This is a genomic window from Kluyvera sp. 1366 (assembly GCF_054823405.1).
Genome location: NZ_JBTRDW010000011.1, coordinates 120473 through 134742 on the forward strand (window position 1 = coordinate 120473; position 14270 = coordinate 134742).

Annotated in this window: 7 protein-coding genes; 6 read left to right on the forward strand and 1 reads right to left on the reverse strand. The window is 58.8% G+C overall.

What is annotated here, in order from left to right; translation table 11 throughout:
* Nucleotides 1-155 precede the first annotated feature (155 nt).
* Both ACVLVH_RS21615 and ACVLVH_RS21620 read left to right on the forward strand, forming a co-directional pair.
* A complete protein-coding gene (locus ACVLVH_RS21615; protein WP_498950030.1) occupies nucleotides 156-6227 on the forward strand; it encodes an autotransporter outer membrane beta-barrel domain-containing protein in 6072 nt (2023 codons plus the stop codon).
* Between the two features lie 506 nt (nucleotides 6228-6733).
* Nucleotides 6734-8278, forward strand: a complete 1545-nt coding sequence (locus ACVLVH_RS21620) for a methyl-accepting chemotaxis protein (protein ID WP_217550042.1) — start codon at nucleotides 6734-6736, stop codon at nucleotides 8276-8278.
* Here ACVLVH_RS21620 and ACVLVH_RS21625 read toward each other — a convergent pair.
* A complete protein-coding gene (locus tag ACVLVH_RS21625) occupies nucleotides 8275-9225 on the reverse strand; it encodes an AraC family transcriptional regulator (RefSeq protein ID WP_101763127.1) in 951 nt (316 codons plus the stop codon). The genes ACVLVH_RS21620 and ACVLVH_RS21625 overlap by 4 nt on opposite strands.
* Before the next feature lie 104 nt (nucleotides 9226-9329).
* Here ACVLVH_RS21625 and ACVLVH_RS21630 point away from each other — a divergent pair, with 104 nt between their 5' ends.
* From ACVLVH_RS21630 to ACVLVH_RS21645, 4 genes are all read left to right on the forward strand, one after another.
* The gene (locus ACVLVH_RS21630; protein ID WP_101763035.1) at nucleotides 9330-10517 is read left to right on the forward strand and encodes an MFS transporter; all 1188 of its coding nucleotides are present in this window, start codon (nucleotides 9330-9332) and stop codon (nucleotides 10515-10517) included.
* 313 nt (nucleotides 10518-10830) lie between these two features.
* Complete coding sequence (locus tag ACVLVH_RS21635) at nucleotides 10831-11040, forward strand: YdgH/BhsA/McbA family protein (protein ID WP_192412651.1); 210 nt, start codon at nucleotides 10831-10833, stop codon at nucleotides 11038-11040.
* Between the two features lie 214 nt (nucleotides 11041-11254).
* Nucleotides 11255-12307 (forward strand): 7-bladed beta-propeller protein YncE, encoded by a 1053-nt coding sequence (yncE, locus tag ACVLVH_RS21640; RefSeq protein WP_498950031.1) that lies wholly within the window; start codon nucleotides 11255-11257, stop codon nucleotides 12305-12307.
* Between the two features lie 122 nt (nucleotides 12308-12429).
* Nucleotides 12430-14070 carry a dihydroxyacetone kinase subunit DhaK gene (locus tag ACVLVH_RS21645; protein WP_498950032.1) on the forward strand — a complete coding sequence of 547 codons (1641 nt, stop codon included), beginning with the start codon at nucleotides 12430-12432 and terminating at the stop codon, nucleotides 14068-14070.
* The last annotated feature ends 200 nt before the right edge of the window (nucleotides 14071-14270 follow it).

Here is a 14270-nt window from a genome sequence, read left to right on the forward strand (position 1 = left end):
CATCCCTTTTTTCACTGCACCGTATTTCTTCACACAGTTGTTCTCAAATTAGATTGCTACACGGGATTGGTCATTATCTGCCGCTTTATCCCCACGCGAAGAATTTAACGCTGTTGCAATAACAGCGCGGACGCTGCACGCCCACTGGAGGAAGTATGAGGTTTACATTAAATCCTATCGCATTAGGGATGTTGGCGGCGCAATTGCTGATCTATCCAGCGATGCAAAGTCAGGCTGTTACGTTGGGGACTTACACACCAGAAAATAATGACAACCAAACCGGTAAAATTACCGTCAGCAGCGGCAATGAAAGTCTGACCGGCAATCAGGCATTCACGGCAGGAACGGATGGCGCGGTCACCACCACGCTCGGGCAAGTGGCGATCACCTCGGGATCGCAGTATCTCAATCAGGATCGCCTGGATCCCGGCCCGCAAAACTTTGCGATCACCACGCCCGATCCCGCAACCGGCACCAACAGCACATTCCAGGTATATAACTCCGCCAGTCTTGTCGCCTTAGCGCCCGTCACCAGCGCCACCAGCGTGCCGGATGTGCAGAACGTCAATGATGCGCAGTACATCGATGCGCGCATTGCGGATGTCACCGGCGGCACGCTGGATGTGAATATCGGCCAGGCGAATGCGCTCAGCAGCGCCAGCACCAACAGCTGGACCATGGCCGCCAAGCAGACACAGCTATTTGATGTGAGCGGCACTGGCACGGTGAACTGGAACAGTAATAACCGCATCAGCTTTTTCGGTGCCACCGCCACGCCGGACGGCGCGGGATCGGCCACCAGCAGCTATCAGGTGCAAAACCTCGCCACCTATAACGGCGCATTCAGCGTGCAGACGCTGGATGGCAAAAGCACCAGCTTTACCGTCACCAACGCCAGCCAGCTGCAAAGCTACAACAACTGGCTGATCGGTCAGCTGCAGGCGGGCAATCTTGATAAAACCCGTTATCTGCCTGAGTTCAATAAAGCTGTCACCTTCACCAATGCCAACATCGTCTACAACGTTAGCGCCACGCCGCCAGACGAGGTGACGCAGGCGATCGGCAATCGCATTGTGATCAATGCCAATGGCGCGGACGCGAGAGTCAATCTGGCGGCGGGTAAAACGCTGGAAGTGGTGGGCGCGACGGGCGGTGCGATCAAAGCCTCCAACGGCGCGCAAGCGGTGATTGATGGCAAACTGGCGAGTCGCGGCAGCATCACCAATAACGGCACGGCGCTGGTGTTAACCGATAACAGCAGTGGAACCAATAATGGGGTAATTAACGGCGGCTTCCTCAATCGTCAGGATGGTACCGGCATTGGTTCGACCGGCTACGGTGCCAACGGCGTAGCCGTGCAAACCGGTAGCACCTTTAACAACAACGGCATCCTCAACCTCGCCACCACCGGCAGCAATTCACAGTATGGCGTGGCGGGCATCAATCTTGGCGTGTCATCCACCGCCAATAACAGCGGCAATATCAACGTCGGCGTCAACGGTTCGAGCGCGCGCGGCACCGCGTCTGGCGTGTTACTGACCGACGCCACTTCCAGCTTCACCAATAACGCCAGCGGCAATATCTACATTGGTCGCGGACCGCAGAACAGCCTGGGTGAAGCGACGGCGGATACCGCGATGAACCAAAGCGGGTTGACCAGCGGTATCGCCCTGGTCGCCAACGGCAACGCGGTTAACAACGGCAACATTACCCTCGGCACGAGAACGCAGAACGCGGCGGGGATGTCAGCGACCGGTGCGAATAACGCCACCATGATCAACACCGGCGCCATCAATGTGAACGGTGCGGCTGCCACCATTCCGCGTGAAAACGTCGGCATGCTGGTGACCAACAGTGCCGGCAACATCAATAACGCGGGTACCATTAACCTGAATGGCGTGAACGGCACCGGCCTGAAAGTGCTGGCGACCAATGGCAACAACGCCAGCGCCACCTCAACCGGCACCATCAACGTGGCAGGCGGCGCCGATCCGGCCAGCGGCACGCGCAACTATGGCGTGTGGGTGGAAGGGCAAGGTGCAACCGGCACGGGGCAGGCCACCGTCGATGGCCCGATCAATCTCAGCGGCAATGGCGCGATCGGCGTACATGCGCGCGGCAATTCCACGGTGACCGTGGATCCGGCTGCCGTGCCGACCTTTTCTAACGGTACCAATCAGATCGCCTTCTTTGCCTACGGCCCCAATGCGCTGATTAACGTGCTGGGCAACAATCCGTTTGATGTGACCACGCAGAACTCCACGCTGTTTCGTGTTGAGCAGGGCGCAGACTTCAACGGTAACGCCTTGTCGCTCACCGCGTCGGGTGCCGGTTCTACCGCCGTGCTCGGCAGCGGCGCAGGCACCGAAGTGAGCAGCGATGCGGCGGTGATCAACGTCAGCGGCAGCGGTGCCAATGGCATTACGGTGGAAGGGGGCGCAACAGGTGTTATTGATGCCGCAACCACCATGAATCTCACCGGTAGCAACGCAATTGGCGCGATCGTTGACGGACAAAAACACGATATCTTTGGCAGAAACAGCGGCTCGCCGGTGACCAGCACCCGCCTGAACTCTGCGGCGTTATTGAATGCGTCACAGAGTGGATTGACCGGTTATCTGGCCCGCAATCGCGCGCAGTTGACCAACAGCGGCGATATCACCTTCAGCGGCGCCAACGCCACCGGCATTCGCGTCGAGAGCGGTGCGACCGGCACCAACAGCGGCAATATCAACATCAACGATGGCGGCACCGGCATCGCGGTGAACAGCGGCAGCAGCACCTTTGCCACCACCGCCAATAACACCGGCACCATCAATGTTAATGGCGGCAGCACCACTAACCGCAGCCGAGGCGTCAGCGCCAGCGGCAATCGCGCGGTAGCCAACCTGAACGGTGGCACGCTGAATCTCAACGGCACCGGCGCGATTGGGGCGGAAGCGCTCAACGGCGCGCTGGTGAATATCGCCGCCGGTTCAGCGCCGGTATTCAATAACAGTGACCAAATTGCCTATCACGCGGCGGGCAGCGGATCGCGCATTAGCTCCGCCACCAATGCGTTAAATATCAACAGTAGCGGCTCAACCGGCTATCGCATTGATGACGGCGCGGCGCTGAGTTTCACCACACCGACCACCCTCACCGCCAGCGCCAGCAGCAGCACCGGCGCGATTATCTCCGGCAGCGGCAGCAGCCTGAATAGCAGCAACGCCAACTTCACCGCCAGCGGCCAGGGCAGCACGGCGATCCGTGCTGAGGGCGGTGCGAACGCCACGCTCGATAGCGGCAGCAGCATCAACCTCAGCGGCAGCAACGCGGTCGGCGTGCTGATTAATAATCTGCGTACCGATTTGAGCAACGCGCTGGATGGCACGTCAGCGGCCACCCGCGTTACCAGCAACGGCAATGTGAGCGGCGCGGGCAATGGCGCGATGGGTTTTGATGTCACTAACGGCGCAGAGTTGGTCAACAACGGCAATGTGAACCTCACCGGCAGCAACAATATTGGGATCCGTTCGCGCGCCGGCAGCACGCTGACCAACAACGGCGTGGTCAACGTAGCCAACGGCACCGGGCTGGATGTCTCCGGCAGCGGCAGCACGCTGGCGAAAGGCGGCACCATCAATGTCGATAACGGTATCGCGGGCGTGCGCATCAGCGACGGCGCGCAGCTGGCGCTTACCGGCAGCGACACGGTGATCACCACGCGCGGCAATGCGCATGGCATTTTGCTGGATAGCGGTGCGTCCGCACTCAGCGCCAGCGACGCCACGGTGAACGTGCTGGGCAGCGGCAACGGCATCGAAAACCGCGCCGAACTAAGCAACGTTGGCCTGAGCAATCTCACCATTAACGTCGGTGACGGCAACGGGATTCGCACCGCCGTGCCATTTGATCCGGCTTCGACGGTGACCACCAACGTCTCCGGCAGCGGCAGCGGCCTGAATATCGCCAATGCCGATGGTTCCACCACCCGCGGCGATCTGACGTTGGGGTCGGGCTATCAATTTAATGTTACCGGCGCAGGCGGCACCGGTATCCGCGCCAATACCACCGGCAATGTCACCACCGCCGCCAACGTCAATATCGACAATGCGGCGGGCGGATCGGCGCTGGTCTCCAGCACGGCGGGCACCATCGTCAATACCGGCAACTTCACCTCCAACAGCCTGACGGCGCCGGTGGTGGATCTGCGCGGCGGTAAAACCATCTTCGAGAACCTCGGCAACATCATCACCGCCAATCCACAAACCGTGGCGGTAGCGGGCAGCAACGCCGATGACGAAATTCTGCTGACCGAAGGCGCGGTGCAGGGCGATATCAATCCGGGCGGCGGATCGGATCGGTTCCGCTGGACGGGCGGAACGCTCAACGGCAGCCTGACCATGGGCAACGACAACAACAACACGGCTGAAGTGAGCAAGGTCGATCTCGGCACCACCTACCATCTCACCAGCGGTAATGGCACCGGCAACACCTTGACCTTCAATCAGATTGGCGCGCGCGGCGGCAGCTTCAGCGCCGACGATCTCAGCAAAGGCGTTAATCTTGGCAGCGGCTGGAGCACCATCAACTTCGCCAATACCCAATGGACACTAACCGATAACCTGCAGCTGGCGCACAGCACCATCAATGTCGATGCGGATTCCACGCTGTATGCCGGCGATAACGTGCATCCGACGCTATCCGGCGGCACCGCCGATTCGCTGCTGGTGAACAACGCCGGTACGCTGGATCTCACCAACGGCGCGGGTTCACCGGGCAACACGCTGGATATTGCTGGCTCGCTGGCGTCGAGCGGCGGCCAGCTCAATCTGGTCACTAATCTCAACCAGGGTGGTGCGCTAAGCAATCAGTTCACTGACCACATTAACGTCACCGGCAATGCCAGCGGTACCACGCTGGTGAATGTGAAACTGGCGGATGCCAGCATCGGCGCACTCACCGATCTCAATCAAAATGGAGGGGTAGAGGGCAAAGAAGGGATCTCGCTGGCGCAGGTAGGCGGTAATGCCAGCGCCAACAGCTTCGCGTTGAAGGATGGCTATCTCGGTGCCGGGCCGTGGCAATATCGGCTCTACACCTTTGCACCGGGCAGCAGCGATCCCAGCCAGCGTTTAGTCAGCGGCAGCGGCAATAACTATTGGGATTACCGTCTGGCGAACTACTACGTGTGTGAGGATAGCGCTAACTGTCAGCCGACCTTCGTCACCGATGCCTTTGGCACGCCGCAAAGCTACGATTCGCGTCCGGCGGTGGTGCCGCAGGTGCCATCTTATGTGTCGGCACCGGTTGGCCTGGCCTATTACACCTCGGCGATTATCGACGATCTGCATAAACGTCTTGGTGAACTGCGCCACGAGCAGACACGTCCGCAAGGCAACGGCGGCGAGATGTTCCTGCGCTATATCGGCTCGAACCTGAAGTACAAGAGCGATAAGAGTTTCCGCGACTTCGGTTATGACTTTGACCTCGATTACAGTGCGGTGCAGGTGGGCGGCAATCTGCTGCGACTCGATGGCGAGCAGGATAGCCTGCGCGGCGGTTTAGCCTATACGCGCGGTAATACGCGCATTCGTCCGCATGCGGCCGACGGTTACAGCAGCACCACTTTCGACAGCGACAGCCTGGCGTTTTACGGCACCTGGCAGCGTCAGAGCGGCTTCTATCTGGACGGTGTGTTGTCATTTGACTGGCATCGCGGCGAAACCGATATCGCCCGCACGCAAGAAGTAGCGAAGCTGAAAGGCCACGGCTGGACGGCATCGCTGGAGAGCGGCTATCCGTTTGCGTTGGGCGATGGCTACAAGCTTGAGCCGCAGGCGCAGCTGATGTACATGAAGCTGAATATGAATGATTTCACCGATAAAGACGGCAACAACGTGCGTTATGGCGACTATAACCAAACTATTGGTCGTCTCGGCGCGCGCCTCGATCGTACCTGGACCGACGACAGTAATCGTCAATACACCCCTTATCTGCGCGCGAACTACTACAAAGGTTGGGGCGGCAGCGCAGATACCTCGGTGTCATCGGTGGATAATCCGGCATTTGGCGCCACCTTCAGCAGCGGCAAGTTTGGACAGATGTGGGAAGTGGGCGCAGGCGGCACCGCAACCTTGCAGAAGGATGTGTCACTCTACGCCGAGGCGGATTATCGCAAAGAGATCGCTGGCAATGGTGCTAAAGGGTGGCGGTATAACGTGGGGGTCCGCTGGCAATTCTGATTTCCCTGCGCCCTTTGCGCTGCAGGTGCGTTGGCTGCGCTCGCTCACCCCGGTCACAGAGTTCACTCTGCTCCCGGGGATGAGCGAGCTTGCCGCCTTCCTGCGACACAAATGGCTTTGGGAAATCCCATCTACCTGCGCCTTTTGCGCCGCAGGTGCGTTGGCTGCGCTTGCTCACCCCGGTCACAGAGTTCACTCTGCTCCCGGGGTTGAACGAGCTTGCCGCCTTCCTGCGACACAAATGGCTTTGGGAAATCCCATCTACCTGCGCCCTTTGCGCTGCATGCAGGTCTGCTGACTGGGTTTTTAATTAAAGATTGATTTGGTTTACTGTAAAACCCGGTTAATCGATGAGCTAAGTGAAAAAGTGTGAAAGCCGCTGCAAAGCGGCTTTTTTATTGGCCTGAATTTGAAACTGGTGCTAAAGCTCAAGCCGTACGATGCCGAAAAGATAAAAAAGTATTATCGATTGCTTCTTTTCGCCTGCGTATTGCAAGGACACACACATGCGTAACAACCAGCCCGTCACTCAGCGTGAATTCGCTTTTGACGATGACGCCACATTGATGTCGACTACCGATCTCAACAGCTACATCACCTATGCCAACGATGCCTTTATTGAAGTCAGTGGCTTCAGTCCGGAAGAGGTGAATGGCCAGCCACACAACATGGTGCGCCACCCGGATATGCCGCCGGAAGCCTTTGCCGATATGTGGGCGACCCTAAAACAGGGCGAGCCGTGGACGGCGCTGGTGAAAAACCGGCGTAAAAATGGCGATCACTATTGGGTGCGCGCCAACGCCATTCCGGTGGTGCGTGAAGGCAAGGTGCAGGGTTTTATGTCGGTGCGCACCAAGCCGTCGGTGGAGGAGGTTCGCCAGACCGAAGCGCTGTACCGCGACTTCCGCGAAGGGCGCGTCAAAGGACGCCGCTTCCATAAAGGCTTGATGGTCGGCACTGGCTGGCGTCGCCTGGGCTCGATCCTGAAAACTCTGCCGCTGCGCTGGCGCATCCGCTCAACCTTATTAACGCTGCTGCCGCTCTCGGTGATTGGCGTCTGGCTGCTGGGCCTTGCACCTCTTGCCGTTGGCTGCTTTGCCGGCGGCATGGCGGGCCTTTTACTGCTGGCGAGTCTGTGGCTGGAGCAGCAAATTTCACGTCCGATGGAGCGCATGTGCCGTCAGGCATTGAGCGTGGCGACCGGCGCCAGCCATAAAGTGGAACAGATCGATCGCGTCGATGAGATTGGCGTGACGCTGCGCGCCATCGGCCAGCTTGGTCTGATGTTCCGCTGGCTGGTGGATGATGTCAGCGGCCAGGCGATCAACGTGCTGAGCGCCAGCGATGCCATTGCGCGCAGCAACGACGAACTGAGCCGCCGCACCGAACAAGCAGCGGCTAACGTGCAGCAAACCGCCGCCACTATGAACGAAATGACCGCCACGGTGAAGAGCAACACCGATACCGCCAAAGAGGTCAATGGGCTGTCGGAAAACACCAGTCATGCGGCGATCAAAGGCGGCGAAGTGATGCAGGAGATGGTGGGCATGATGGCGGAGATCGCCGACAGCTCGAAGCGCATCGCCAACATCACCAGCGTGATTGACGGTATCGCTTTCCAGACCAATATTCTGGCGCTCAACGCCGCAGTGGAAGCCGCGCGCGCCGGTGAGCAGGGCAAAGGCTTTGCGGTGGTGGCCGGTGAAGTGCGCAATCTCGCGCAACGCAGCGCCAAAGCCGCCAGCGAAATCAAACATCTGGTGGAAACCAGCGCCAGCCGCGTGCAATCGGGCAGCGACCACGCCGATGCCGCTGGGCACACCATGCAGGAGATTGTCGATCAGGTGCAGAATGTCACTGCGCTGATCGCGCAAATCAGCGGCGCGACCGCCGAGCAGGCCATCGCCCTAACGCAGGTCAGCACAGCGGTGGAAGATCTCGACGATATCACCCATCGAAACGCCGCGCGCGTGGCGGAAAGCGCCGAAGCGTCCGGTCGCATGAAGCATCAGGCCAATCGTCTGGTGGAAGCGATCAGCGTGTTCCGTTAACGCATGTCGCGTTCGGCGCGAAGTGCGCCGGGTGGCGTGCCAACAATGCGTTTGAAGGCGCGGCTAAACGCCGCCAGCGAACCGTAACCGAGGTGGAAGGCAACGCTTTCCACCGCTTCGCCCTCGTTCACGATACGTTCCACCGCAAGTCGCATGCGCAGCTCGGTAAGATAGCGCAGCGGCGTCATGCCGGTTGCCGTCTGGAAGCGCGCGGCAAACACCGAGCGTGAACTGCCGGATTCGCGCGCCAGCCGCTCCACCGTCCAATTTTCGCCGGGTGCGCGATGCATCGCCGCCATCGCCAGGCTGAGACGCGGATCGCGCAGCGCCTGCACCAGGCCGCTGCCTTTGCCGCAGCCGTTCTCCACCCAGCCCCGCACAATTTGCGCCGCCACCACATCCGCCAGCCGCGACAAAATCCCGGCGAAACCGGCTTTGCGCTGCCGCGTTTCACGTTCCATCGCATCGAGAATCGGCTGAATTTCCGGGTACTGCGCCAGCAGCGTACTCACCAGCATCACGTCTGGCATGGTGTGCACCAGCGGCTGCATGCCGCCCAGTTCAAACGCCATGCAGGCGCTGAACAGAATCACATCGCTGTTATCCGGGCAAAGTTCGGTGCTGTCGTCGATGGCGCAGACGCTGGCGCAAATCGGGCGGCTATTAAACGTCGAAATGGGTTCGCAAACGGCCTCTTCGCTGGAGATCAGCGCGTGCGGTTTGCCGTGCGGGATCAGCAGCGCATCGCCGGCCTGCAGCGGATAGATCACGCCTGACGCCGAGCGAATCAGTAACGATCCGCGCCCAACAAAATGCAGCTGCGCGCGACCAGGCGCGTCGTCATATTGCAGGCCAAAAGGCGCGTGCAGCGCGATACGCTGGTATTTGACGCCGTACAGGCGCATGCCCATCAGCAATTCACTGGTCAGATCTTCATAGCGGCTCATACCAATCCCAGACGAATAATCAAAAAACAAAGTTTCTGCATCATAGATCGTCTGGTGATCTGTCACTATGCTTAACGCTAAATATTTTGTGATGGGGATCACAGATGAGCCTGGATACTGAAATAGTCGAAACACCGTTAGACGTGGATAAACCGGCGTGGGGCGCGGTGTTTGCTATGGCCTTTGGCGTGTTCGGCCTGATTACCGCAGAATTTCTGCCGGTTAGCTTGCTGACGCCGATCGCCGACACGCTGCGTATCAGCGAAGGGCAGGCGGGACAAACCGTGACCGTCACTGCGCTGGTGGCGCTGCTCACCAGCCTGGTGATTGGCAACGTGACGCGCCAGCTCGATCGTCGCGTGGTGATGCTGGCCTTTACGCTGCTGCTGATTGCCTCGGCGCTGTTGGTGGCTTTTGCCGAGAATCTGCCGATGATTCTGCTGGCCCGCGTGCTGCTGGGCGTGGCAATTGGCGGCTTCTGGACGCTCTCGACCGCGATTACCATGCGTCTGGTGCCGAGCGATCAGGTGCCGCGCGCGCTGTCCATCGTGTTTAGCGGTATTTCGCTGGCGACCATTATTGCTGCGCCGCTCGGCAGCTATCTGGGCGGCATTATTGGCTGGCGTAACATCTTCATTCTTACCGCCGCATTAGGCGTGCTGGCGCTGCTGTGGCAGTTCTTCACCTTGCCCGCGATGCCGCCGATTAATAAAGCGCGCAGCGGTGGCGTGTTGGATCTGCTGCGTAAAAGCGTGATGCGCTGGGGCATGCTGGCGGTGATCATGATGTTTACCGGCCACTTCGCCTTCTTTACTTATCTGCGTCCGTTCCTCGAAGGCAGCGCGCAGCTGAACGTCAATCAGCTGTCGCTGGTGCTGCTGGCGTTTGGCGTGGCGAACTTCTTCGGTACTTCGCTGGCAGGATATCTGGTGACGCGCAGCGTATCGCTGACGTTAACCGCGATGGCGCTGGTGATGAGCGTGACCGCGCTGCTGCTGGTGAGCTTCGGCGAGGTGTCGTGGCTGGTCGCGGCGGGCGTGGCGCTGTGGGGCCTGGCGTTTGGTTCGATGCCAACCGGCTGGTCAACGTGGATCTCCCGCGCGGTGCCGGACGATGCGGAATCAGGCGGCGGTTTGCTGGTCGCCACCATTCAGCTGGCGATCACCGCTGGTGCCGCAGCTGGCGGCTGGATGTTTGATCTGCAAGGCGCCGGTGGCGTGTTCCTCGCCAGCGGCGTGCTGATGCTGCTGGCGGCCATCACCATCTTCACCCGCGTTCGTCATCACGGCTGATGCGTCTGCAATCCGTAGCGGCGCAATTTATTGCGCGTCTTTGACCCTATATAAGGCAGAAAGGTGCGCGATAAATCGCGCCGCGACAGCGTTATGCGTTCGGGCTATCACAGCCATATATCCTGCCTTTTAATTAAATGTTAGATTTTTAACCCTTTGCACAAAGGTTAACCCAAACGTGCTTTTTATGTTCAAAATATTCGAATGACAACGGCAAATCTCTCCGCTTTTTACTGATCAATTCTGCGCCTATTATATCTCTCAACAAGGCGATGACGCCTTACTCAATCAAACGTACATTAAGGAATTGACCATGAAAACCATCAAAACTTTTGCTGCTGTTGTTGCTCTGACCGTTCTGCCATTCGCGAGCTTTGCGCAAAGCATCACTGCAACCGCTTCAACGCTGGATGGAGCAGAAGCGCAAATCGCTGCTCAGGCGCATGAAGCTGGTGCTTCGTATAAAGTGACCGAAGCCAACTTCAACAACGGCGTGCACATGACTGCTGAACTAACCAAATAAGTTGCATTAACGTTCTGTGCTGACAGGGTGCCTTCGGGCGCCCTGGCGGCGTTGGTAAGCCGATAAAATCCTGTCACTTTCCCTTCGAAATGATTACTATTCTCAAAAAGTAGCATCCTTCGTCGGCTCGCCTCGGGCTGTCTTTTTAACATTGGTTGTAATGTCGGGCTTTCACTTCACTGCCATCAGGCGGTGTTTTTGCTATGGAGAAGTTATGAAGGCGAATAAAAAATCTTGGGCGCTGCGTCCACTGCTGCTGGCAACAGCGCTGTTCTCAACCTCTGCGGTGATGGCGGCGGAGTCTCAGCCGTTGAACCAGGTGATCTCAAAAGGCGCTTACGAGTTGGCGTTCAGCAACAGCGATAATGCGCTGTTCCTGGCGACCGCGCAGAGCACCACCGACAAAAAAGGCGGCACCGTTTATCGTCTCGATCCGCAGGATCTGGCGGTAAAGCAAACCATCAACACCGATCTGCCGACCTTTGGCGCGGCGATCAACCAGAAAACCAACATTCTCTATTTGGGTAACACCCGCGATGCTGCACTGACTGCAGTGGATGCCACCAGCGGCAAGGTGATCAACACGCTGGTGCTGGATGGTCGTCAGCGCAGTGAAACCGTGCGTCCGCTGCAGCCGCGCCAGTTGGCGGTTGATCCGGCGACCGATCGCGTTTACATCACTGGCCTCGGTGAGCAGAGCGTGGTGTGGGTGGTGGATGGCAAAACCCTGCAACTGATCAGCACCGTGCCGAACACCGGCAAAATGGGCACCGGTTTAGCGATCGATTCTGCGGCGCAAAAACTGTACGTCACTAACTCCGATGGCGAACTGGTGACCATCAATACGCGCCTGAACGCGATTGAAAAGCGTCAGAAAATCGATGGCGACAACGATCACTTCTTCCTCAATATCTCGCTGGATACCAAAGGCCATCGCGCCTTCCTCAGCGACTCAAAACAACCGCAGGTGCTGGTGCTGGATACCCGCACCCAGCAGGTGATCCACAAGATCGATGTGCCGGAATCGCTGGCGGTATTGTTTAATGCCGATCGTGATGAGCTGTACGTCACGCACCGTAAAGCGGGCGAAATCAGCATCATCGACGCCAGCAGTTACCAGGTAAAACGCACGGTGAAAGCGCCGGGCCTGCCAAACAGCCTGGCGGTTTCCGCCGATGGCAAAACCCTATTTGTCAGCATCAAGCAGCCGGGTTCACGCAAAGAACCACCAAAAAATCCAGATAGCGTGCTGCGCATCGCTTTATAAGCGGTAATAGTCTGAATTAAAGGGCGGCTTGTGCCGCCCTTTGCATTTCCGCACTTCGCTGCGCCTATTCTTTACGCACATACGCTACCTTGTAGGACGACAACACCAATGGAGAGGATGCAATGAGCCAGTTTTTTATGCATGAGAAAAACGATCTGGTTAACGAAGCCATCGAAGGGGTTTTGCTGAGTACGCCGTGGCACAACCTCAGTCGCCTCGATCTCGGTGATGAGATTCGCGTGGTGGTGCGTTCGGACTGGGATAAAAGCAAAGTGGCGCTGATCTCGGGCGGCGGTTCTGGCCATGAACCGGCGCATGCCGGATTTGTCGGCAAAGGCATGCTGACGGCGGCGGTGTGCGGCGATATCTTCGCCTCGCCGAGCGTCGATGCGGTGTTGAACGCCATTGTTAACGTCACCGGCGATGCCGGTTGCCTGCTGATTGTGAAGAACTATACCGGCGACCGTCTTAACTTCGGACTGGCGGCAGAGAAAGCCAAAAACCTCGGCTACAAAGTTGAGCTGGTGATGGTGCAGGATGATATCGCGCTGCCGGAAAACCCGCAGCCACGCGGCATCGCCGGGACTGTGCTGGTGCACAAAATTGCTGGCTTTGCGGCGGAGCAGGGACAATCGCTGGATGGGGTCAAAGCGCTGGCGCAGCGCGCGATTGATGCCACATCGTCCATCGGTTTGGCTTTTGCCACTTGTCATGTGCCGGGCGAAAAACGCGATGAGCGCGTCGCGCCCGGGCACAGCGAGCTCGGCATGGGCATTCATGGCGAGCCGGGTGTAATCACGCTGGATACGCAAGACAGCCGCCAAATCACCAGCATCATGACCGATAAACTGGCGCAGGCGCTGCCGGACGGCAAGCAAGCGCTGTTGCTGATCAACAATCTCGGTGGCTTCTCGCAGCTGGAGCTGGCGCTGTTAACGCGTGAAGTGTTGCAGTCGCCGCTGGCGGCGCGCATCACGCATCTGCTGGGGCCGGCAACGCTGGTCAGCGCGCTGGATATGAAAGGTTTTTCGCTGACGCTGCTGGCGCTGGAGGAGCCGTTCCTCGAAGCGTTAAACGCGCCGGTTCAGGTGCTGGGTTGGGTGCCGGTGTATGACTTTGCGCCGATCAGCCTGCAACGTGCAGAGAAAATCGGCAGCGTGCTGGATTTTGATGCCTCTGAGAATGCGGAGGTGGCGCGCATCGTCGCCAGCGTCACGCAGACGCTGATCGATCTGGAAAGCGAGCTGAACGCGCTGGATGCCAAAGTGGGCGATGGCGATACCGGCTCAACCTTTGCCGCCGGGGCGAAGAAAATTCAGCGCGGCCTGCAGGAAAAACAGCTGCCGCTGGATGAGCTACCAACCTTGCTGGCGCTGATTGGCGAACAGCTGGCGACGGTGATGGGGGGATCGAGCGGCGTGTTGATGTCAATTCTGTTCACCAGCGCCGGTCAGCAGCTGGAAGAGGGCAGCGCGCTGCCGCAGGCCTTGATGCACGGGCTGGAGCGCATGAAACATTACGGCGGCGCGCAGCCGGGTCATCGTACGTTGGTGGATGCGCTGCAACCGGCGCTGGAAGCGTTAGTGGCGGGCGAGTCGCTGGCTGCGGCGGCAGAAGCGGCGCAGAAAGGCGCCGACGCCACTGCGCAGATGCAGAGCGCCAAAGCGGGGCGTTCCGCGTATCTGAACCAGCAGAGTCTGGATGGCGTGAAGGATCCGGGCGCGTATGCGATTGAGAAAGTGTTTGCGGTGTTGGCGGGTTAAACAGAGTGCGCCTGGCCCCTCACCCTCACCCTAACCCTCTCCCGCAAGCGGGAGAGGGGACTGACCGAGCACATATTTGACATTTGGCAGCGTCTCCCTCTCCCCGTGGGAGTGTACAGTCCGGGGACATGGTGAACACTTGTTCGGGGACATGGTAGACACTTACAACTAAGGCATAAGAACCCGTTTATGGAGTCGCT